The 21842-nt window shown below is 70.7% G+C and carries 19 protein-coding genes; all 19 read left to right on the plus strand.

Annotation, left to right across the window (positions count from 1 at the left end):
- The first annotated feature begins 51 nt into the window (after positions 1-51).
- The 19 genes from mqnC (at position 52) to nuoN (ending at position 21826) form a co-directional block, all read left to right on the plus strand.
- Positions 52-1242 (plus strand): cyclic dehypoxanthinyl futalosine synthase, encoded by a 1191-nt coding sequence (mqnC, locus tag CLT75_RS26120; RefSeq protein WP_135242888.1) that lies wholly within the window; start codon positions 52-54, stop codon positions 1240-1242.
- A 426-nt stretch (positions 1243-1668) separates the two neighbouring features.
- Positions 1669-2928, plus strand: coding sequence for a cell wall anchor protein (locus tag CLT75_RS26125; protein WP_135242889.1), 1260 nt, complete (start codon positions 1669-1671; stop codon positions 2926-2928).
- Positions 2929-3028: 100 nt separating this feature from the next.
- Positions 3029-3739 (plus strand): demethylmenaquinone methyltransferase, encoded by a 711-nt coding sequence (locus tag CLT75_RS26130; protein WP_135242890.1) that lies wholly within the window; start codon positions 3029-3031, stop codon positions 3737-3739.
- A gap of 74 nt (positions 3740-3813) precedes the next feature.
- Positions 3814-4032 (plus strand): hypothetical protein, encoded by a 219-nt coding sequence (locus tag CLT75_RS26135; protein ID WP_030273586.1) that lies wholly within the window; start codon positions 3814-3816, stop codon positions 4030-4032.
- A gap of 134 nt (positions 4033-4166) precedes the next feature.
- The gene (locus CLT75_RS26140; protein WP_030273587.1) at positions 4167-5441 is read left to right on the plus strand and encodes a geranylgeranyl reductase family protein; all 1275 of its coding nucleotides are present in this window, start codon (positions 4167-4169) and stop codon (positions 5439-5441) included.
- Between the two features lie 134 nt (positions 5442-5575).
- Positions 5576-5941: an NADH-quinone oxidoreductase subunit A gene (locus tag CLT75_RS26145; RefSeq protein ID WP_013283601.1), complete on the plus strand. Its 366-nt coding sequence runs from the start codon at positions 5576-5578 to the stop codon at positions 5939-5941.
- A gap of 11 nt (positions 5942-5952) precedes the next feature.
- Positions 5953-6633 (plus strand): NuoB/complex I 20 kDa subunit family protein, encoded by a 681-nt coding sequence (locus CLT75_RS26150; RefSeq protein WP_013283602.1) that lies wholly within the window; start codon positions 5953-5955, stop codon positions 6631-6633.
- Positions 6630-7361, plus strand: coding sequence for an NADH-quinone oxidoreductase subunit C (locus CLT75_RS26155; RefSeq protein WP_135242891.1), 732 nt, complete (start codon positions 6630-6632; stop codon positions 7359-7361). The genes CLT75_RS26150 and CLT75_RS26155 overlap by 4 nt, the downstream gene beginning before the upstream one ends.
- Positions 7362-7416: 55 nt before the next feature.
- Positions 7417-8742, plus strand: coding sequence for an NADH-quinone oxidoreductase subunit D (locus CLT75_RS26160; RefSeq protein WP_120572080.1), 1326 nt, complete (start codon positions 7417-7419; stop codon positions 8740-8742).
- Positions 8739-9833 carry an NADH-quinone oxidoreductase subunit NuoE gene (gene nuoE / locus CLT75_RS26165; protein ID WP_135242892.1) on the plus strand — a complete coding sequence of 365 codons (1095 nt, stop codon included), beginning with the start codon at positions 8739-8741 and terminating at the stop codon, positions 9831-9833. The genes CLT75_RS26160 and nuoE overlap by 4 nt, the downstream gene beginning before the upstream one ends.
- Positions 9830-11146 carry an NADH-quinone oxidoreductase subunit NuoF gene (nuoF, locus tag CLT75_RS26170; RefSeq protein WP_135242893.1) on the plus strand — a complete coding sequence of 439 codons (1317 nt, stop codon included), beginning with the start codon at positions 9830-9832 and terminating at the stop codon, positions 11144-11146. The genes nuoE and nuoF overlap by 4 nt, the downstream gene beginning before the upstream one ends.
- Positions 11146-13587, plus strand: a complete 2442-nt coding sequence (locus tag CLT75_RS26175) for an NADH-quinone oxidoreductase subunit G (protein ID WP_135242894.1) — start codon at positions 11146-11148, stop codon at positions 13585-13587. Before nuoF ends, CLT75_RS26175 begins: the two co-directional genes overlap by 1 nt.
- Positions 13584-14939, plus strand: coding sequence for an NADH-quinone oxidoreductase subunit NuoH (gene nuoH, locus CLT75_RS26180; RefSeq protein WP_135242895.1), 1356 nt, complete (start codon positions 13584-13586; stop codon positions 14937-14939). The genes CLT75_RS26175 and nuoH overlap by 4 nt, the downstream gene beginning before the upstream one ends.
- A 1-nt stretch (position 14940) precedes the next feature.
- Entirely contained in the window at positions 14941-15588 is a 648-nt protein-coding gene (gene nuoI, locus CLT75_RS26185; RefSeq protein ID WP_013283609.1) for an NADH-quinone oxidoreductase subunit NuoI, read from the plus strand.
- Positions 15585-16355, plus strand: coding sequence for an NADH-quinone oxidoreductase subunit J (locus tag CLT75_RS26190; RefSeq protein ID WP_135242896.1), 771 nt, complete (start codon positions 15585-15587; stop codon positions 16353-16355). The genes nuoI and CLT75_RS26190 overlap by 4 nt, the downstream gene beginning before the upstream one ends.
- Before the next feature lie 55 nt (positions 16356-16410).
- Positions 16411-16710, plus strand: a complete 300-nt coding sequence (gene nuoK / locus CLT75_RS26195) for an NADH-quinone oxidoreductase subunit NuoK (RefSeq protein ID WP_013283611.1) — start codon at positions 16411-16413, stop codon at positions 16708-16710.
- 7 nt (positions 16711-16717) lie between these two features.
- A complete protein-coding gene (gene nuoL / locus CLT75_RS26200; protein ID WP_135242897.1) occupies positions 16718-18679 on the plus strand; it encodes an NADH-quinone oxidoreductase subunit L in 1962 nt (653 codons plus the stop codon).
- Positions 18680-18743: 64 nt separating this feature from the next.
- A complete protein-coding gene (locus tag CLT75_RS26205) occupies positions 18744-20276 on the plus strand; it encodes an NADH-quinone oxidoreductase subunit M (protein WP_120572072.1) in 1533 nt (510 codons plus the stop codon).
- Positions 20273-21826: an NADH-quinone oxidoreductase subunit NuoN gene (gene nuoN / locus CLT75_RS26210; protein ID WP_013283614.1), complete on the plus strand. Its 1554-nt coding sequence runs from the start codon at positions 20273-20275 to the stop codon at positions 21824-21826. The genes CLT75_RS26205 and nuoN overlap by 4 nt, the downstream gene beginning before the upstream one ends.
- Positions 21827-21842: the final 16 nt, after the last annotated feature.

Consider the following 21842-nt stretch of genomic DNA (forward strand, 5'->3'; position numbering starts at 1 on the left):
CGTGAGGAGTGGCGTTTCCCGCCGTCGGGCCTGCGACGTACGCTCGGGAGTGTGACGGCGAACCGGGAGATCGACGACATCCTGCAACGCGGCGCGGACGGCGGGCGGATCACGCCCGAGGAGGCGCTGCTGCTCTACACCGACGCGCCCTTCCACGCGCTGGGCGAGGCGGCCGACGCGGTACGGCGGCGCCGCTACCCGGACAACATCGTCACGTACCTGATCGACCGCAACATCAACTACACGAACGTCTGCGTGACGGCGTGCAAGTTCTGCGCGTTCTACCGGGCCCCCAAGCACAAGGAGGGCTGGACCCACCCGACCGAGGAGATCCTGCGCCGCTGCGGCGAGGCGGTCGAGCTGGGCGCCACCCAGGTGATGCTCCAGGGCGGGCACCACCCGGACTACGGCGTCGAGTACTACGAGGAGTTGTTCTCCTCGGTCAAGAAGGCGTACCCGCAGCTCGCGATCCACTCGATCGGCCCGAGCGAGATCCTGCACATGGCGAAGGTCTCCGGCGTGAGCCTGGACGAGGCCATCGCCCGGATCAAGGCCGCCGGCCTGGACTCGATCGCGGGTGCCGGGGCCGAGATGCTGCCGGACCGGCCGCGCAAGGCGATCGCGCCGCTGAAGGAGTCCGGCGCCCGCTGGCTGGAGGTCATGGAGCTGGCGCACCGGCAGGGCCTGGAGTCGACGGCCACCATGATGATGGGCACCGGCGAGACGAACGCCGAGCGCATCGAGCACCTGCGGATGATCCGTGACGTGCAGGACCGCACCGGCGGGTTCCGGGCCTTCATCCCGTGGACGTACCAGCCGGAGAACAACCACCTGAAGGGCCGCACCCAGGCGACCACGCTGGAATATCTGCGCCTGGTCGCGGTGGCCCGCCTGTTCTTCGAGACGGTGCCGCACCTGCAGGCGTCCTGGCTGACCACCGGCAAGGACGTCGGGCAGCTCGCGTTGCACATGGGCGTGGACGACCTCGGCTCGATCATGCTGGAGGAGAACGTCATCTCCTCGGCCGGCGCCCGGCACCGGTCCAACCTGCACGAGCTGATCGGCATGATCCGGTCGGCCGACCGGATCCCGGCCCAGCGGGACACGCTCTACAACCGGCTCGTGGTGCACCACACGCCTGCCGACGACCCGAGCGACGACCGGGTGGTCTCGCACTTCTCGTCGATCGCCCTGCCCGGCGGCGGGGCCGGGAAGTCGCTGCCGCTGGTCGAGGTCAACTGAGCGGGTTCGGCCGTTCGGCCGGTCGCCGTCCGTCGTGCGGCCGGAGGTCCGCCCGTTTCCGGTGAAGCTTCGGTCAGGGGTCTTCACCTGCGTGATCACCGGCGGCTAGCCTGCCCGCGCGACACCACCGATCCGGGCCGCGAGCAGGCAGGTAACAGGTCGGCGGCGACCCGGGTGAGCACGGCCCGGTGAGCCGACGACGCCATTACGCTGGCGGCGTCCGTCGGGGACCGTCGTCCTCCATCGGCCCATGAGGGCCGTTCACATAACGCACCGCGGCAAGGGCGGGATGGGTGACCATCCCGCCCTTGCCGTCTGTCGGTATCGACGGGAATTCCCACCGTCGGACGCTGGCGTGACGCTGCGTCGCTCCGGTACCGTCCGTTCGTTCGGCACGGATCACGCGTCCCTACCCCCGGGGGAACAATGACCTTCCGCTACCGGTCCACGCTGGCCAGCGCCGGCGTCGTGGCCCTGCTCTCCACCGCCGGTCTCGGCGCGCTCGCCGGCCCGGCGCAGGCGGCCGACAAGGCCAACCTCCAGCTCATCCCGCTCAGCTACCAGCTCGCCAAGGGTGTCAGCGAGGCCAAGGCCAAACCGCTCAAGTTCCAGGTGAACAACACCGTCGGGACGGTGGACGCGAAGGACGTCCGGGTCACCGTCGAGACGAAGGGCCTCAAGAAGGCCAAGGTCGGTGTGCTGGTCCCGGCCGGCTGCGACATCCGCGGCACCGCCTTCTCCTGCCTGCTGGGCGACCTGCCCGCCGGGACCACTGAGGACTTCGGCATCCCGCTGTTCTCCACCGGCGGCAAGGGCGCGGCCGGCACGCTCACGGTCTCGATCAGCGCGGCGAACGGCACCGGCGTGCTGGACACGGTCGACCACGACATCACCGTCACCGACCCCGGCTACGACCTGACCACCTGGGTCCAGGACGTGTACGCCGACGTGGCGGTCGACGGCGACGACGCCGGTGAGGCGAACCTGCGCCCGGTCCGGCCGGGCCAGACCGCGCCGCTGGACTGGGCCGTGTTCAACGACGGCAGCGAGAACGCCACCGGCATCAAGTACGGCATCACGCTGCCGGCCGGCGTCACCTTCGCCGAGCTGCCCGAGGGCTGCGTCGAGCAGAACCTGGGCGGGCTCGCCAACGCGTACTGCGAGGACCTGGGCGCGGTGCTCAAGCCCGGTCAGTACTACACCGCCGACGTGCGGGTGAAGGTCGGCGCGGACGTGACCGAGAAGCTGCTCCGGCCGGGCTTCGTCTGGGCCGCCGGGCTGGAGGCGGCCTCCGGCACGCCGGAGGAGCGGCCGAAGGCCGCCACCTCGGCACAGCGCCGCGCGTTCTCCGAGGCCGACGACGGTGACAACACCGCCCAGTTCGACGTCTTCGTCGACCAGAGCCCGCAGTCGACCCCGAGCCCGACGCCGACCGCCGGCCCGACCTCGACGCCGACCGCCCAGCCGACGCCGACCGGCAGCGTGACCGCGGTGCCGACCCCGACGGCCGGTGGCGGTACGGGTGGCGGCACCGGCGACGGTGGCCTGCCGGTGACCGGTATGCAGGTCGGCCTGATCGGCGGAATCGGCGCGGCCGTCCTCGCGGCCGGCGCGGCGCTGATGATGCTGTCCCGCCGTCGCAATGTGGTGCTCGTCACGCCGGGCGAGGAGCGCACCGAGGACTGACCGGCGAAACCGTTACGCGATCAGGGCGGGGTGGACGACCACCCCGCCCTGTCGCGTACCCGGGGCGGGACGGGAGCGACGCGGCTGGCAGAGTGGAGGGGTGAGCCGTACCCCGCAGGGCCAGCGCGCCAGCCTGGACAAGCAGCCGCACGAGGTCGCCGCGATGTTCGACGGTGTCGCGGCCCGCTACGACCTGACGAACACCGTCCTGTCGTTCGGGCAGGACCGGTCGTGGCGGCGGGCCACCCGGGCGGCGCTCGGGTTGCGGCCGGGCGAGCGGGTGCTGGACGTGGGCGCCGGCACCGGTGTGTCGACCGAGGAACTGGCCCACTCCGGGGCGTACGCGGTCGGCGCGGACCTGTCGCTGGGCATGCTGTACGCGGGCAAGCGCACCCGCCCGGCGGTGCCGCTGCTGGCCGGGGACGCGCTGCGGCTGCCGTTCGCCGACGCCAGCTTCGACGCGGTGACCATCTCCTTCGCGCTGCGCAACGTCAACGACACCGACGCGGCGCTGGCCGAACTGGCCCGGGTGACTCGGCCGGGCGGGCGGCTGGTGGTCTGCGAGTTCAGCACTCCGGTGAACCCGGCGTTCCGCACCGTCTACCTGTCGTACCTGATGCGGTCGTTGCCGGCGGTGGCCCGCGCGGTGTCGAGCAACCCGGACGCCTACGTCTACCTGGCGGAGTCGATCCGGGCCTGGCCGGACCAGGCGGCGCTGGCCGCGCGGATCGGCGCGGCCGGCTGGGGCCGGGTGGCGTGGCGCAACCTGACCGGCGGCGTCGTGGCGCTGCACCGGGCCGTCCGAAACTGACCGTCCGACCAGCGGAAGCTGGTCATTTCGTGAATATCCGATTTTGGTCTACTTTGTCCCGTAGGCTCGCCCCCATGACGGGACCAGACCAGGCCGCCACCGACGACGACGCCGCCGAGCTGATCGCGCAGCTCCGCGAGCTGGCCGGCGCGGATCCCGCCGATGTCCGGCAGGTCGTCGCCGAGGTGCTCGCCGCGCTGGACCGGGCCGCCGGTGGCGCGTTGCGCGACCACCTGCCCGAGGCCATCCGCCTCGACGCCGGGCTCGGACCGGCCGCGCAGGCGCGCCCCTGACCGGTCTCGACGCTCTTACCGGCGCGTTTCCGCGAAGTTAGGCCCCCCTCAGCGCGTACTGGTGTAACGCCGGTCATAGACTCCAACCGGATCGGCTTGTGAAGCATTTCACGAGCATGCGGGAGGAGGCGCGGATGACCGCGGTGGAGAACGACGCCGACGTCATCGTCGTGGGCGCCGGTCCCGGAGGATCGGCCACGGCGTACCACCTGGCGCGGCACGGCGTACGCGTGCTGCTGCTGGAGAAGACGGAGTTTCCCCGGGAGAAGGTCTGCGGTGACGGGCTCACGCCCCGCGCCGTACGGCAGCTGATCCGGATGGGCGTGGACACCTCGCCCGAGGCGGGCTGGCTGCACAACAAGGGCCTGCGGGTGATCGGCGGCGGCATACGCCTGGAACTGGACTGGCCCGACCTGGCCAGCTTCCCCAACTACGGCCTGGTGCGCACCCGGCTCGACTTCGACGACCTGCTCGCCCAGCGTGCGGTCGCCGCCGGGGCGAAGCTGCAGACCAGCGTCAACGTCCTCGGCCCGGTGCTCGGCGCCGACGACCGGGTGATCGGCGTGCAGGCCGAGGTCGGCCCGGACAAGGAACCCGCCACGTTCCACGCGCCGCTCGTGGTCGCCGCCGACGGCGTCTCCGGCCGCTTCCCGCTCGCGCTCGGGCTCGCCAAGCGAGAGGACCGCCCGATCGGCGTGGCCGTCCGCCGCTACTACCGCTCGCCCGCCAAGCACGACGACGACTACCTGGAGTCCTGGCTGGAGCTGCGGGCCAAGGGCAGCGACGCGTTGCTGCCCGGCTACGGCTGGATCTTCGGCCTCGGCGACGGCCGGGTGAACGTCGGCCTGGGCGTGCTGAACTCCTCCTCGGCGTTCGGCAAGACGAACTACCGCAAGCTGCTCACCGACTGGCTCGCGAACACCCCCGAGGACTGGGGGATGACCGACGAGTCCAACGCGGAGGGTCCGATCCTCGGCGCCGCGCTGCCGATGGGCTTCAACCGCGTCCCGCACTACACCCGCGGCGTGCTGCTCGTCGGTGACTCCGGCGGCATGGTCAACCCGTTCAACGGCGAGGGCATCGCGTACGCGATGGAGTCGGGCGAGATGGCCGCGGAGGTCGTGGTGCAGGCGCTGGCCCGCCCGGCCGGCGCGGAGCGGGAGCGGGCGCTGATGGCGTACCCGCAGGAGCTGAAGGCCCGCTTCGGCGGCTACTACCGGCTCGGCGGCGTCTTCGTGAAGCTCATCGGCCGCCCCGAGATCATGCGGATGGCGACCAAGCACGGCATGCCGCACCCGATGCTCATGCGCTTCGTGCTCAAGCTGCTGGCCAACCTGACCGACCCGCGCGGCGGGGACGCGATGGACCGGGTCATCAACGCGATGACGAAGGTGGCTCCGGCCGTGTAGAAGACGACCGGCCCGAGGCGGAACGCCCACGGGCCGGACAGAGATCGACCCCCGCCGACCGAGGTCGTGAGGGACGTGAATAGTGTGATTTTGGCCAACCACCGAGGTCAGGGAAGGACGAGCAGGGGACAACGATGACGCTCTCTCCTTACGCACCCATCATCGGGCTGTTCGCCCTCGCTGCGGCGTTCGCGCTGTTCTCCGTGGCCGCTGCCCGACTCGCCGGCCCGCGGCGTCTGAACAAGGCCAAGCTCGAGGCGTACGAGTGTGGCATCGAGCCGAGCCCGCAGCCGGTCGGCGGCGGCCGGTTCCCGATCAAGTTCTACCTGACGGCGATGCTCTTCATCGTCTTCGACATCGAGATCATCTTCCTCTACCCCTGGGCGGTCTCCTTCGACGCCCTGCCGATCTTCGGCTTCGTGGAGATGGTCCTGTTCATCGTCGCGGTCTTCGTCGCGTACGCCTATGTGTGGCGTCGCGGCGGCCTGGACTGGGACTGAGGAGGTAGCAGATGGGCATCGAGGAGAAGCTCCCCTCCGGCGTCCTGCTCACCAGCGTCGAGAAGCTGGTCAACTGGACGCGGAAGACCTCGGTCTGGGGCGCCACGTTCGGTCTGGCCTGCTGCGCCATCGAGATGATGGCGGCGGGCGGCCCGCACTACGACATGGGCCGCTGGGGCATGGAGGTCTTCCGCGCCTCGCCCCGCCAGGCGGACCTGATGATCGTGGCCGGCCGGGTGAGCCAGAAGATGGCCCCGGTCCTGCGCCAGATCTACGACCAGATGGCCGAGCCCCGCTGGGTCATCTCGATGGGCGTCTGCGCCAGCAGCGGCGGCATGTTCAACAACTACGCCATCGTGCAGGGCGTCGACCACGTCGTACCGGTCGACATGTACCTCCCCGGCTGCCCGCCCCGGCCGGAGATGCTCATCGACGCGGTGCTCAAGCTGCGCGAGAAGATCATGCACGAGCCGCTGGGCCCGAACGGCCGCAAGATGCTGGAGGCCCGCCAGGCGCGCGGCGACGTGCCGGTGGTGCCGTACGGCTCGATGCCCTCGTCGTACCGCAGCGACAAGGCCCGGCGTGCCGAGTGGACGAAGGCGGTCCGCGAGGGGCGTGAGGAGCAGCTGCGGATCGAGAACTGGATGAAGGCGCAGAACCACCTTCAGGCGTCGCATAGGGGCCCGAAATGAGTAACGACAAGAACAACGACGGCGGGGTACCGGTACCCACCACCCCGGTCGGTGCCAGCTCCACCGCCCCGGCGGAGTACCCGCCGGCCAGCCCGGCCGGCCGGGGCATGTTCGGCAACCAGGGCACCGGTGACGTCTCCGGCTACGGCGGCCTGGTCCGCCAGCGTAAGCCCATCGAGGAGGCGGCCCGGCCGTACGGGAGCTACTTCGACGAGGTGCGGGACGCGCTGGAGGAGGCGTACCCGGACTTCGGCGACGCGATCGAGAAGGTCGTGGTCGACCGGGGCGAGCTGACCCTGCACGTCCGCCCGGAGCGGATCGCCGAGGTCTGCCAGGTGATGCGCGACGACCTCGCGCTGCGTTTCGAGCTGCTCTCGTCGGTGTCCGGTGTGGACTACCTGGGCGCGCAGGAGCGCCGCCTGCACGTGGTCTACCAGCTCACCTCGATGACCTACCGGCGCATGGTCCGGCTGGAGGTGGCGGTCTCCGTCGAGGAGCCGCACGTCCCGAGCGTCACCGCCGTCTACCCGACCGCCGACTGGCAGGAGCGGGAGACGTACGACATGTTCGGCGTCGTCTTCGACGGCCACCCCGCCCTGACCCGGATCCTCATGCCGGACGACTGGGAGGGGCACCCGCAGCGCAAGGACTACCCGCTGGGCGGCGTCCCCGTCGAGTACAAGGGTGCGGAGATCCCCCCGCCGGACAAGCGGCGGTCGTACCAGTGAGCGCGAGGAGTGCAGCGAAGCGGAGCCCCGCAGTCGCGAACGGAGGGTTGGCACTGTGACCACGTCGAACTACGCGACCGAGCGCGAGACGACCGAGGGCAAGGTCTTCACCGTCACCGGCGGGGACTGGGACGAGGTCGTCTCCGGCACGGACCCGATCAACGACGAGCGGATCGTCGTCAACATGGGTCCGCAGCACCCGTCCACCCACGGCGTGCTCCGGCTGGTCCTGGAGCTGGAGGGCGAGACGGTCCGCGAGGCCCGCTCGGTCGTCGGCTACCTGCACACCGGCATCGAGAAGAACCTGGAGTACCGCAACTGGGTCCAGGGTTCGACGTTCGTGACCCGGATGGACTACCTCTCGCCGCTGTTCAACGAGACGGCGTACGCGCTCGCGGTGGAGAAGCTGCTCGGCATCACCGACGACATCACCGAGCGGGCCACCACCATCCGCGTGCTGATGATGGAGCTCAACCGCGTCTCGTCGCACCTGGTCTGGCTGGCGACCACCGCCATGGAGCTGGGCGCGATCAACATGATGCTGTACGGCTTCCGCGAGCGGGAGTACGTCCTCGACATCTTCGAGACCATCACCGGCCTGCGGATGAACCACGCGTACGTGCGGCCGGGCGGTGTGGCGCAGGACGTGCCGGACGACGCGATCCGCAAGATCCGCGACTTCCTCCAGCTCATGCCGAAGCGGCTCAAGGAGTACGAGAACCTGCTGTCCGGCCAGCCGATCTGGCTGGAGCGTACGCAGCACGTCGCGGTGCTCGACGTGACCGCCTGCATGGCGCTCGGCGTCACCGGCCCGGTGCTGCGGTCCGCGGGCCTCGCCTGGGACCTGCGCAAGACGATGCCGTACTGCGGTTACGAGACGTACGAGTTCGACGTGCCGACGCACACCGACGGTGACGTGTGGGGCCGCTACCTGGTCCGGGTGGCGGAGATCCGCGAGTCGCTGAAGCTGATCGAGCAGGCGCTGGACCGCCTGAAGCCCGGCCCGGTGATGGTGTCCGACAAGAAGATCGCCTGGCCGGCGCAGCTCGCCATCGGCGTGGACGGCATGGGCAACTCGCTGGAGCACGTCGCCAAGATCATGGGTCAGTCGATGGAGTCGCTGATCCACCACTTCAAGCTCGTCACCGAGGGCTTCCGGGTTCCGCCGGGCCAGGTGTACGTCGGCATCGAGTCGCCCCGCGGCGAGCTGGGCGTGCACGCGGTGTCCGACGGCGGCACCCGGCCCTACCGGGTGCACTACCGGGAGCCGAGCTTCGTCAACCTCCAGGCCCTCCCGGCGATGGCCGAGGGCGGCCTGATCGCCGACGTGATCGCCGGCGGCGCCTCGCTGGACCCCGTGATGGGTGGTTGTGACCGATGAGCTTTACCGAAACGACTCGCGCCCGGGCCCGGGAGATCATCGCCCGGTACCCGGCGGACCGGTCCCGCTCGGCGCTGCTGCCGCTGCTGCACCTGGTCCAGTCCGAGGAGGGCTACGTCTCCCCGGCCGGTGTCGAGTTCTGCGCCGAGGTGCTCGGGCTCAACAAGGCCCAGGTCGGCGCCGTCGCCACCTTCTACACCATGTACAAGCGCAAGCCCACCGGTGACTACCTGGTGAGCGTCTGCACCAACACGATGTGCGACGTGCTCGGCGGGCAGAAGGTCTACGACACCCTGGCCGAGCACCTCGGCGTCGGGCACGAGGAGACCACCGCCGACGGGAAGATCACCCTGGAGCACGCCGAGTGCCTGGCGGCGTGCGACTACGGCCCGGTGATGACAGTCAACTACGACTTCTTCGACAACGTGGAGCCGCAGGCCGCCGTCGACGTGGTCGAGGAGCTGCGCGCCGGTGGCCGGCCGATGCCGACCCGTGGGGCGCGGCTGTGCACGCTCAAGGAGATGGCGGTCCAGCTCGCCGGTTTCGCCGACGAGCGCGACGGCGCGGTGGCCGACGGCGGGCCGGGCGAACCGAGCCTGCGCGGTCTGCGCCTGGCCGAGCAGCACGGCGTCTCGGTGCCGGGCTTCGACCCGAAGACCCCGATCCGCAGCAAGGCCGAGGCCGACCGGGCCGCCGCCGAGGCGAAGGCGAAGGCCGAGGCCGCCAAGCCGGCCCCCGCGCCCGAGCCGGCCAAGCCGGAGGCGGCCACCGGCAGCACCGCGCCGGACGTGAAGGCGCCGGACGACAAGTCGCCGCAGGTGCGTACCGCCGAGACGCGGCAGCCGGACGCGAGCACCCCGGTGCCGGACGCCCCCGGCACCAAGGTCCCGGTGGACGGACCGGCTCCGGCGCCGCGCGACGCGCGGGCGGCGGAGGCGGCCGGCGTGGCGGCGAACCCGCCGGCCGGCGACGGCAAGCCCGCCGGCGACGCGGCCGGCGCGCAGGAGCGCAACCTCAAGGAAGCGGAGTCCGGTACGGGCGCGGACGGCGCCGACCCGGCGGACGCGAGCGGAACGGGGGTCCGGAAGTGACCACTCCTCGGCCGGAGACGCTGGCCAAGCTCACGCCGGTGCTCACCAAGCGCTGGCTCTCGCCGGACGCGTGGCGGCTCGGCACCTACGAGAAGCTGGACGGCTACGCCGCCCTGCGCAAGGCGCTCAACGCGCACCCGGACGACCTGATCCAGCTGGTCAAGGACTCCGGACTGCGCGGCCGGGGCGGCGCGGGCTTCCCGACCGGTCTCAAGTGGGGGTTCATCCCGCAGGGCGACGGCAAGCCGCACTACCTGGTGGTGAACGCCGACGAGGGCGAGCCGGGCACCTGCAAGGACCTGCCGCTGATGACCCACGACCCGCACTCGCTGGTCGAGGGCGTCATTATCGCCTCGTACGCGATCCGGGCCAACCGGGCGTACATCTACATCCGCGGTGAGGCGGTGCACGCCGCCCGGCGGCTGCGCAGCGCCGTCGACGAGGCGTACGCCAAGGGTTACCTCGGCCGGAACATCCTCGGCTCGGGCTTCGACCTGGACCTGGTGGTGCACTCCGGCGCCGGTGCGTACATCTGCGGTGAGGAGACCGCGCTGCTGGACTCGCTGGAGGGCTTCCGCGGCCAGCCCCGGCTGCGCCCGCCGTTCCCGGCGACCCACGGCCTGTACGCCAGCCCGACCGTGGTCAACAACGTCGGCACCATCGCCAGCGTGCCGTACATCGTGCTCGGTGGCGCGGACTGGTGGAAGACGATGGGCACGGAGAAGTCGTCCGGCCCGATGATCTACTCGCTGTCCGGCCGGATCGCCAACCCCGGCCAGTACGAGTGCTCGATGGGCATCACGCTGCGCGAGCTGATCGAGCTGGCCGGCGGCATGAAGCCCGGGCACAACCTGAGGTTCTGGACCCCGGGTGGCTCGTCGACGCCGCTGCTGACCGCCGAGCACCTGGACGTGCCGCTGGACTTCGAGGGGGTGGCGGCGGCCGGCTCGATCCTGGGCACCACTGCTACGCAGATCTTCTCCGACCAGGACTGCCCGGTGTACGCGACCTACCGGTGGCTGGAGTTCTACCACCACGAGTCGTGCGGCAAGTGCACCCCGTGCCGGGAGGGCAACTACTGGATGGTCCGGGTCTACCGGCGCATCCTGGCCGGCCAGGGCACCCACGAGGACCTGGACACCCTGCTCGACACCTGCGACAACATCCTCGGCCGCTCGTTCTGCGGTCTGGGTGACGGCGCTACCAGCTCGGTGACCTCGTCGCTGAAGTACTTCAAGCAGGACTACCTCGACTACATCGAGGGACGTACCGCTCCGAGGCTCTCCGACAAGTCTCTGGTTGGAGCTCACTGATGACCGACGTAGCCAAGCAGACCGAGACCGTCACGCTGACCATCGACGGCGTCGAGGTCACCGCGCCCAAGGGCGCGCTGCTGATCCGCGTCGCCGAGCAGCTCGGCACCGAGATCCCGCGCTTCTGCGACCACCCGCTGCTGGCCCCGGCCGGCGCCTGCCGGCAGTGCCTGGTGGAGGTGGAGGGCCAGCGCAAGCCGGTCGCCTCCTGCACCCAGACCGTCGCCGACGGCATGGTGGTGCGGACGCAGCTCACCTCCCCGGTCGCCAAGAAGGCCCAGGAGGGGGTGATGGAGCTGCTGCTCCTCAACCACCCCCTGGACTGCCCGATGTGCGACAAGGGCGGCGAGTGCCCGCTGCAGAACCAGGCGATGTCCACCGGCCGGACGGACTCGCGGTTCCACGAGCACAAGCGGGAGTACCCGAAGCCGCTGCCGATCAGCACCCAGGTGCTGCTCGACCGCGAGCGCTGCGTGCTCTGCCAGCGGTGCACCCGGTTCTCCGAGGAGATCGCCGGCGACAAGTTCATCGACCTGATGGGACGCTCCTCGCACGAGGAGATCAACATCTACCGGGACGACGCGTACGGCGAGGAGGGCGACGAGGGGGACGTCCCGTTCAACTCGTACTTCTCCGGCAACACCGTGCAGATCTGCCCGGTGGGCGCGCTCACCGGCACGCAGTACCGGTTCCGGGCCCGCCCGTTCGACCTGGTCTCCACGCCCAGCGTCTGCGAGCACTGCTCGGCCGGCTGCGCCCAGCGCACCGACTGGCGGCGCGGCAAGGTGCTGCGCCGGCTGGCCGGCGACGACCCGGCGGTGAACGAGGAGTGGAACTGCGACAAGGGCCGCTGGGGCTTCCAGTACACCCGCGCGTTCGACCGGATCAGCACCCCGATGGTGCGCGACGAGAAGACCGGTGAGCTGCGCGAGGCGTCCTGGAGCGAGGCGCTGACCCGGGCCGCCGAGGGGCTGCGCGCGGCCCGCGACGGCGCGACCGGCACGGCGGTGCTGACCGGCGGCCGGCTCACCGTCGAGGACGCCTACGCGTACGCGAAGTTCGCCCGCATCGCGCTGCACACGAACGACATCGACTTCCGGGCCCGCCCGGTCTCCCGCGAGGAGGCCGACTTCCTGGCCAGCAGCGTCGCCGGGGTCACCGACGTGACCTACACGGACGTGGAGAACGCGCCCGCCGTGGTGCTCGTCGGCCTGGAGCCGGAGGAGGAGTGCCCGATCCTCTTCCTGCGGCTGCGCAAGGCGTACCTGAAGAAGAAGCTCACCGTGTACGCCCTCGCGCCGTTCGCCACGCGCGGCCTGGAGAAGCTCGGGGCCAAGCTGGCCCGGGTGGTGCCCGGCGAGGAGGCCGGCGTGCTGGCCGAGCACGCCACGGTGGCCGAGGCGCTGGGTCAGCCCGGCGCGATCCTCATCGTCGGCGAGCGCCTGGCCGAGGTGCCGGGCGGGCTGTCGGCGGCGGCGGACGTCGCCCGGCGTACCGGGGCCCGGCTGGTCTGGGTGCCGCGGCGCGCGGGCGACCGCGGCGCTGTCGACGCGGGCTGCCTGCCCAACCTGCTCCCCGGCGGCCGGGTCGTCACCGAGCCGGCCGCGCGCGCGGAGCTGGGCGAGGCGTGGGACATCCCGGCCGGTGTGATCCCCAGCCAGGCCGGCCGCGACACCGACGGCATCCTCACCGCCGCCGTGAACGGCCAGATCGGCGCCCTGGTGGTGGCCGGGGTCGACCCGGCCGACCTGGCCGACCCGCGCCTGGCCGAGTCCGCACTGGACGCGGTGCCGTTCCTGGTCAGCCTGGAACTGCGGATGAGCGCGGTGTCCCGCCGCGCCGACGTGGTCCTGCCGGTCGCGCCGGTGGTCGAGAAGGCCGGCAGCTTCCTGGACTGGGAGGGCCGGCTGCGCACGTTCGAGAAGGTGCTGGACACCGGCGCGATGACCGACGCCCGCATCCTCGACGCGCTCGCCGCGCAGCTCGACGTGCGGCTGGGTACCGGCGACGTGCCGAGCATCCGGCGCGAGCTGGGCGCGCTGCCGCGCACCCGGGTCGAGCGGCCGTCGGCGCCCTCGGTCGAGCCGGCCGCCGTGCGGCAGCCCGGACCGGGCGAGGCGGTGCTCGCCACCTGGCACCAGCTGATCGACCTGGGCAGCCTCACCGACGGCGACGAGCACCTCGCTGGCACCGCCCGCCCGCCGGTGGTCCGGCTCGGCAAGGGCACCGCCGAGGCGCTGGGCGTCGCCGACGGTGACCCGGTCACGGTGGGCACCGACCGCGGCGCGATCACGCTGCCGGCGGCGATCACCGAGATGCCCGACGGCGTCGTCTGGCTGCCGACCAACTCACCCGGCTCCACCGTGCGGCGCGGCCTCGGCGCGACGTCCGGCGACGTGGTGAGCGTCTCCGCAGTCGGGAACGAAAGGTGGGTGCAGTGAACCCCGTCATCCTCGCGGCGCAGGACCCGACGCTTGCCGACTTCGGCAGGGACCCGTGGTGGCTGGTCCTCGGCAAGATCCTGTTCGCGTTCGTCGTCGCCGTGGCGGCCACGCTGCTCGGCGTCTGGTTCGAGCGCCGGGTCGTCGGCCGCATGGCGGTGCGGCCCGGCCCCAACCAGGCCGGCCCGTTCGGTCTGCTCCAGACGCTCGCCGACGGCGTGAAGCTGGCCTTCAAGGAGGACATCCTCCCGCGCAAGGCCGACAAGGTCGTCTACTTCTTCGCCCCGGTGATCTCCGTGGTCTGCGCGGTCACCGCGCTGTCGGTGATCCCGTTCGGCCCGATGGTGAGCATCTTCGGGCACCGGACGCCGCTGCAGGTCACCGACGTGTCGGTGGCGGTGCTGGTGGTGCTGGCCTTCTCCTCGCTCGCCGTGTACGGCATCGTGCTCGGCGGCTGGGCCAGCGGCTCCACCTACCCGCTGCTCGGCGGTCTGCGCTCGGCGGCCCAGCTGGTCTCGTACGAGGTCACTATGGGCCTGAGCGTGGTCGCGGTGTTCATGACCGCGGGCACCATGTCGACGAGCGGGATCGTCGCCGCGCAGGGCGACGGCACCCGGCTGAGCATCGGCGGCCTCGACCTCGCCGCGCCCGGCTGGTACGCGATCCTGCTGCTGCCCAGCTTCATCATGTTCTTCATCGCCATCGTCGGTGAGACGAACCGGGCGCCGTTCGACCTGCCCGAGGCGGAGTCGGAGCTGGTGGCCGGTTTCCAGACCGAGTACAGCTCGCTGAAGTTCGCGCTGTTCATGCTCAGCGAGTACGTCGCGATGGTGACCATGTCGGCGTTCACCGTGACGCTGTTCCTCGGCGGCTGGCACGCCCCGTGGCCGATCACGATCTGGTCGGGCGCCAACGAGGGCTGGTGGCCGATGCTGTGGTTCTTCGGCAAGGTCATCATGCTGGTGTTCGTCTTCGTCTGGCTGCGCGGCACGCTGCCCCGGCTCCGGTACGACCAGTTCATGCGGTTCGGCTGGAAGGTGCTGCTGCCGCTGAACCTCGTCTGGATCATGGTGCTCGCCGGGCTGCGCTCGATCGAGGACTGGCAGACCCGGGACCGGCTGCTCGTCACCGCCGTCGGCGCGGGCGTGCTGCTGCTGGCCACGCTCTTCTGGCCGTCGCGGAAGAAGGAGCCGAAGCCGTCGCTGCAGGAGCAGGCGGACACCCGGCCGTACGGCAGCTTCCCGCTGCCGCCGATGGATCTTCAGGTTCCGCCGAGCCCGCGTACGAAGCGCGTGCTCGCCGAGCGGGAGCCGGCCAACGTGGTCGCCGGCCCGGACTCCAGGGAGGTGTGACGTGGGCGCGATCACCGGAACGTTCAAGGGCTTCGGTGTCACCTTCTCGCACATGTTCAAGAAGGTCGTCACCACCGACTACCCGTTCAAGCCGCCGGTCTCGGCGCCGCGCTACCACGGGCGGCACATCCTCAACCGGCACCCGGACGGGCTGGAGAAGTGCATCGGCTGCGAGCTGTGCGCCTGGGCCTGCCCGGCCGACGCGATCTACGTGGAGGGTGGCGACAACACCGAGGAGCAGCGCTTCTCCCCGGGTGAGCGGTACGCCAGCACCTACCAGATCAACTACGCCCGGTGCATCTTCTGCGGGCTCTGCATCGAGGCCTGCCCGACCCGTTCGCTCACCATGAGCAACGAGTACGAGCTGGCCCGGGACAACCGGCAGGACCTGATCTTCACCAAGGAGCAGCTGCTCGCGCCGCTGCTCGAAGGCATGGAGCAGCCGCCGCACCCGATGCGGCTGGGCGACAGCGAGAAGGACTACTACGTCGGCGCGCTCACCAACCCGGGCACCTCGGCCGGCGCCGAGCGCTCGCCGATGGGCCCCGGCCGGTACCAGGTGGAGGAGCACCCGGGCGTGACCTTCCCCGGCGCCGAGCAGGCCGAGCAGCGGTCCGCCGCCGCGGCGGGCAAGGGAGGCAAGGCATGACCTCGGCAACGGTGCTCGCCGCCGCCGGCCAGGTGTCCGGGGGTGAGGAGGTCACCTTCTGGATCCTCGCCCCGCTGGCCCTGCTCGGCGCGGTCGGCATGGTGTGGGCCCGCAACGCGGTCCACTCCGCGCTCTGGCTGGTGCTGACCATGCTCTGCCTGGGCGTGTTCTACGTGCTCCAGGCCGGGCCGTTCATCGGCATGGTGCAGATCATCGTCTACACCGGCGCGATCATGATGCTGTTCCTGTTCGTGCTGATGCTCGTCGGCCGGGACGCGTCCGACTCGCTCATCGAGACGCTGCGCGGTCAGCGGGTCGCCGCCGTGGTCCTCGGGCTCGGCTTCGCCGGCTTGGTGGGCACCGGCCTCTACCGCGCGCTCGACGGCGTCCAGCCGGTCGGGCTCGACGAGGCGAACGGTGAGGGCAACGTCCAGGGCATCGCCCGGCTGCTGTTCACCAAGTACGTCTTCGCCTTCGAGCTGACCTCGGCGCTGCTGATCACCGCCGCCGTCGGCGCGATGGTGCTGGCGCACGTGGAGCGGCGCAAGGCGGACCGGATGGACCAGATCGCCACCATGAAGGCGCGGTTCCGCCCCGGCAACTACCCCGGACCGAAGCCCGGCCCGGGCGTCTACGCCACGTCCTCCTCGGTGGCCACCCCGGCCCGTCTGCCCGACGGCCGGCTGACCGACCGCAGCATTCCGGAGATCATGCCGGTGCGCGAGCTGACGGCCGAGGAGACCGCACCGAAGGGGACTGATCGGTGAGCGCGAGGAGTGCAGCGAAGCGGAGCCCCGCAGTCGCGAACGAAAGGCTGGCACGGTGACCCCGGACTACTACCTCATCCTCGCGGCGGTGCTGTTCACCATCGGCGCCGTGGGCGTGCTGGTCCGGCGCAACGCGATCGTGCTGTTCATGTGCATCGAGCTGATGCTCAACGCGGCCAACCTGACCCTGGTCACGTTCAGCCGGATCAACGGCGACCTGAACGGCCAGATCATGGCGTTCTTCGTGATGGTGGTGGCGGCGGCCGAGGTCGTGGTCGGGCTCGCGATCATCATGGCGATCTTCCGGACCCGGCGCTCGGCCAGCGTCGACGACGCCAACCTGCTGAAGTACTGAGGGGCTCGTGGTGGAACAGATTCTGACGATCGCCCAGTCTGAGCCAGCCGAAGCCGTCACCTTCGCCACGGCGGACGGGATGCTGGGCAGTGTCTGGCTGCTGGTGGCGATCCCGCTGGTCAGCGCGGCGATCCTGCTGCTGCTCGGCAGGCGGGCCGACCGCTGGGGCCACTGGCTGGGCGTGGGCGCCATCGGCGCCGCCTTCGTGCTCGGGCTCACCTACTTCTTCCAGCTCCGCGGGCTGGAGAACAAGCAGGTCGAGCTGAGCCTCTGGGACTTCATGGCGGTCGGCAACCTGAAGGTGGACTTCGGTCTGCTCTTCGACCCGCTGGCCGCGGTCTTCGTCCTGCTGATCACCGGGGTGGGCTTCCTGATCCACCTCTACGCCGTGGAGTACATGGCGCACGACGCGGGCCGGCGGCTGTTCTTCGCGTACTTCAACCTGTTCGTCGCCGCCATGCTCCTGCTGGTGCTCGGCAACAACTACGTGATGCTCTACTTCGGCTGGGAGGGCGTCGGCCTGGCGTCGTACCTGCTGATCTCCTTCTGGTACGGCCGGCCCAGCGCGGCCACCGCCGGCAAGAAGGCGTTCCTGATGAACCGGGTCGGCGACGCCGGCCTGGCCATCGGCATCTTCATCATGTTCGCCATGCTCGGCACCACCCAGTACGACGAGGTGTTCAACGGGGTCGGCTCGCTGACCTCGACCACCGTGCTGGTGCTCGGCCTGCTGCTCCTGCTCGGCGCGGCCGGCAAGTCCGGCCAGTTCCCGCTCCAGGCGTGGTTGCCGGACGCGATGGAGGGCCCGACCCCGGTGTCCGCGCTCATCCACGCGGCCACCATGGTCACCGCGGGCGTCTACCTGATCGCCCGCTCCAACGCGATCTTCTCGGCCAACGAGACGCTCCAGCTCGTGGTGGTCAGCGTCGGCGCGCTCACGCTGCTGATGGGCTGCATCATCGGCGCGGCCAAGGACGACATCAAGCGCGTGCTGGCCTGGTCGACGGTGAGCCAGATCGGCTACATGTTCCTGGGCGTCGGCCTCGGCGGCGCCGCGTACGCGCTGGCCATCGTGCACCTGCTGGCGCACGGCTTCTTCAAGGCCAACATGTTCCTCGGCGCCGGCTCGGTCATGCACGGCATGAACGACCAGGTGGACATCCGCCGCTTCGGCGGGCTGTCCAAGTACATGAAGGTCACCTGGCTGACGTTCATGATGGGCTGGCTCGCCATCATCGGCATGTTCCCGTTCTCCGGCTACTTCTCCAAGGAGCCGATCATCGTGGCCGCGTTCGAGCGGGAGGGCTGGACGGCCTGGCTGTTCGGCATGGCCGCGCTGCTCGGCGCCGGGCTCACCGCGTTCTACATGACGCGGCTGTTCGTGCTCACGTTCCACGGCCCGAAGCGCTGGACCGAGGACATCGAGCACCCGCACGAGTCGCCGAAGCTGATGACCGTTCCGCTGATCCTGCTGGCGATCGGCTCGGTCGGCGCGGGCTTCCTGCTCGCCACCTCCGTGCCGGACTGGCTCACCGCCACCAACGGGCTCGGCGCCGAGAGCGGGGAGCACGCGCCGGTGCTGGCGCACTGGCTGCTCACCGCGCTGTCGCTGCTGGTCACCGTGCTGGGCGCCGGGCTGGCCTGGTTCCTGTTCCGCTCCGGTACGGCCACCGAGCCGCAGCCGGCCGGCGTGGTGGTAACCGCCGCGCGCCGGAACCTCTACACGGACGCCTTCAACGAGGCGGTCTTCGAGAAGCCGGGCATCTTCCTCACCCGGGCGCTGGTGTTCCTCGACAACCGGGGCGTCGACGGGCTGGTCAACGGCCTGGCCGCCGCCGTGGGCGGGGGCTCGGGCCGGCTCCGGCGGCTCCAGACCGGCTTCGTGCGGTCGTACGCGACCTCGATCCTGACCGGCGCGCTGCTCGTTGTGGCGGCGTTCCTGGCGGTGCAGGCGGGGTGGCTGGCGTGATCGACCTCAACGCGGCCGCCCCCGCCGGCGGGCCACGCAGTCACGACGGAGGTAAGGCCGAATAATGTCCAACTTCCCGTTCCTCTCGGTGCTGACCGTGGCGCCGCTGGTCGGCGCCCTGGTGGTGGCACTGCTGCCCCGCAGCCGCCCGGACCTGGCCAAGCTGGTCGCGTTCGGCTGGTCGCTGCTGGTGCTGGTGCTGTCGGTGGTGATGTGGTTCGCCTTCTCCGCCGGCGGTGACCGGTTCCAGTTCCGCGAGTCGTACCCGTGGATCCCGAACTGGGGTGTGAGCTTCACCTTCGAGGTGGACGGCATCGCGCTGGTCATGCTGATGCTGATCGCGATCCTGGTGCCGCTGGTGATCCTCGCGTCCTGGCACGACGCCGAGGCGTCGAAGCGCTCGGTGCCCGCGTACTTCGCGCTGCTGCTCGTCCTCGAGTGCACGATGATCGGCGTCTTCGCCGCCGCCGACGTCTTCCTGTTCTACGTGTTCTTCGAGGTCATGCTGGTGCCGATGTACTTCCTGATCGGCAGCTACGGCGGCCACCAGCGGCAGTACGCGGCGGTGAAGTTCTTCCTCTACTCGCTGGTCGGCGGTCTGTTCATGCTGGCCGCGGTGATCGGCCTCTGGGTGGTCGGCGGGAAGACCTTCGACTGGCAGGCGCTGAGCCAGGCCGAGTTCGCCACCGACACGGCCCGCTGGCTGTTCCTCGGCTTCTTCGTGGCCTTCGCGATCAAGGCGCCGTTCTTCCCGTTCCACACCTGGCTGCCGGACGCCGGTGGCGCGGCCCCGGCCGGCGCCGCCGCGCTGCTTGTCGGCGTGCTGGACAAGGTCGGCACGTTCGGCATCCTGCGCTACTGCCTCCCGCTGTTCCCGGAGGCGTCGCGCTGGTTCGCGCCGTGGGCGCTGGCGCTCGGCGTCATCGGCATCATCTACGCCGCGCTGCTGGCGGTCGGCCAGAACGACCTGAAGCGGCTGGTGTCGTACACCTCGATCGCGCACTTCGGGTTCATCGGCGTCGGCATCTTCGCGTTCACCACCCAGGCCGGCACCGGCGCGGTGCTCTACATGCTCAACCACGGCCTGGCCACCGGCCTGCTGTTCCTCGTGGTCGGCATGCTGATCGCCCGGCGCGGCTCGGCGCTGATCAGCGACTTCGGCGGCGCGGGCAAGCTGGTCCCGGTGCTCGCCGGCGTGCTGTTCTTCGCCGGTCTCGCCTCGCTGGCGCTACCCGGCACCGCACCGTTCGTCTCCGAGTTCCTGGTGCTGATCGGCACGTTCACCGTCAACAAGCCGGTCGCGGTGATCGCCACGCTCGGCATCATCCTGGCGGCGGCGTACGTGCTGTGGATGGTTCAGCGCACCACGCAGGGCACCCTGAACCCGGCGCTGACCGAGGTCGAGGGCATGCGACGCGACCTCACCCTGCGCGAGAAGGTGGTCGTCGCGCCGCTGATCGCGCTGATCGTGCTGCTCGGCTTCTACCCGAAGCCGGTCACCGATGTCATCAACCCCGCCGTCCAGGCGACCATGCAGGACGTCGGCAAGTCCGATCCCGCCCCTGAGGTCGGCAGCGTCCAGGAGGCTGCGAAGTGAGTGAACTGAGGCTGCCGTCGATCGACTACGCGGCGCTGGCTCCCATCCTGATCATGCTGGGGGCGGCGCTGCTCGGGGTCCTGGTCGAGGCGTTCGTGCCGCGTCGCCTGCGCAACGCGGTACAGCTCGGGCTCGCCCTGGTGGCGATGCTCGCCGCGATCGTCATGGTGATCCTGAACGCCGACGACCGGCTGATCACCATCGGCGGCGCCATCGCGATCGACGGCCCGACGCTGTTCCTCCAGGGCGCCATCCTGGTGCTCGCGGTGATGGCGCTGCTGCTCGTCGGCGAGCGCACGGTGGAGCGGGGCGGCGCGTTCGTGGCGCACGCCGCGGTCACCGCCGAGTCGGCGGAGGACCGGCGGCAGGCCGAGGGCGTCGGTGGCGCCACCGAGGTCTACCCGCTGATGTCGTTCGCGATCGGCGGCATGCTGATCTTCGTGGCGGCGAACGACCTGCTGACCATGTTCGTCGCGCTGGAGGTCTTCTCGCTGCCGCTCTATCTGCTCTGCGCGCTGGCCCGCCGCCGGCGTCTGCTGAGCCAGGAGGCGGCGCTGAAGTACTTCATGCTCGGCGCGTACGCCTCGGCGTTCTTCCTGTTCGGTGTCGCCCTGATCTACGGCTTCACCTCCGGGATCCCGGGCCGTACGGCCGGCGTCGACTTCGCCACCGTGCACGCCGCGGTCACCGACTCCCCGTCCAGCCCGGTGCTGCTGTTCGCCGGCATGGCGCTGCTCGCCATCGGCCTGCTGTTCAAGGCCGCCGCCGCGCCGTTCCACGTCTGGACGCCGGACGTCTACCAGGGCGCGCCGACTCCGGTCACCGGCTTCATGGCGGCCTGCACCAAGGTCGCCGCGTTCGGCGCGCTGCTGCGCGTCTTCCACGTCGCGTTCGCCGGGGCCTCCTGGGACTTCACCCCGGTGCTCGGCGCGATCGCGGTGCTGACCATGCTGGTCGGCGCGGTGCTGGCGGTCACCCAGACCGACATCAAGCGCCTGCTGGCGTACTCGTCGATCGCCAACGCCGGATACCTGCTCGTCGGTGTGCTGGCGCCCAGCCGTGAGGGGCTCTCCGGCACCATGTTCTACCTGGCCGCGTACGGCTTCTCGGTGCTCGCCGCGTTCGCCGTGGTGACGCTGGTGCGCGACGCCGACGGGGAGGCCACCCACCTGTCCCGCTGGGCCGGGCTGGGCCGCCGCTCGCCGTTCTTCGCGGCGATCTTCACGTTCATCCTGCTGGCCTTCGCCGGTATCCCGCTGACCAGCGGCTTCACCAGCAAGTTCGCGGTCTTCGGCCCGGCCCTGGAGGCCAACCAGGCGTGGCTGGTGATCGCCGGCGTGCTGACCAGCATGGTGCTGGCCTTCCCGTACCTGCGGGTCGTCGTCATGATGTGGCTGTCCGAGCCGGGCGAGTCCACCCCGACGGTGACCGTGCCCGGCGCGCTCACCTCGGCCGCCCTGGTCATCGGCGTGCTCGCCACGCTGGTCCTCGGCGTGGTGCCCGGCCCGCTGCTCGACCTGACCACCGGTGCCGCCGAATTCGTCAGATGACAGAGGTGTTCCCACC

It is taken from the genome of Micromonospora sp. CNZ285, assembly GCF_004637285.1.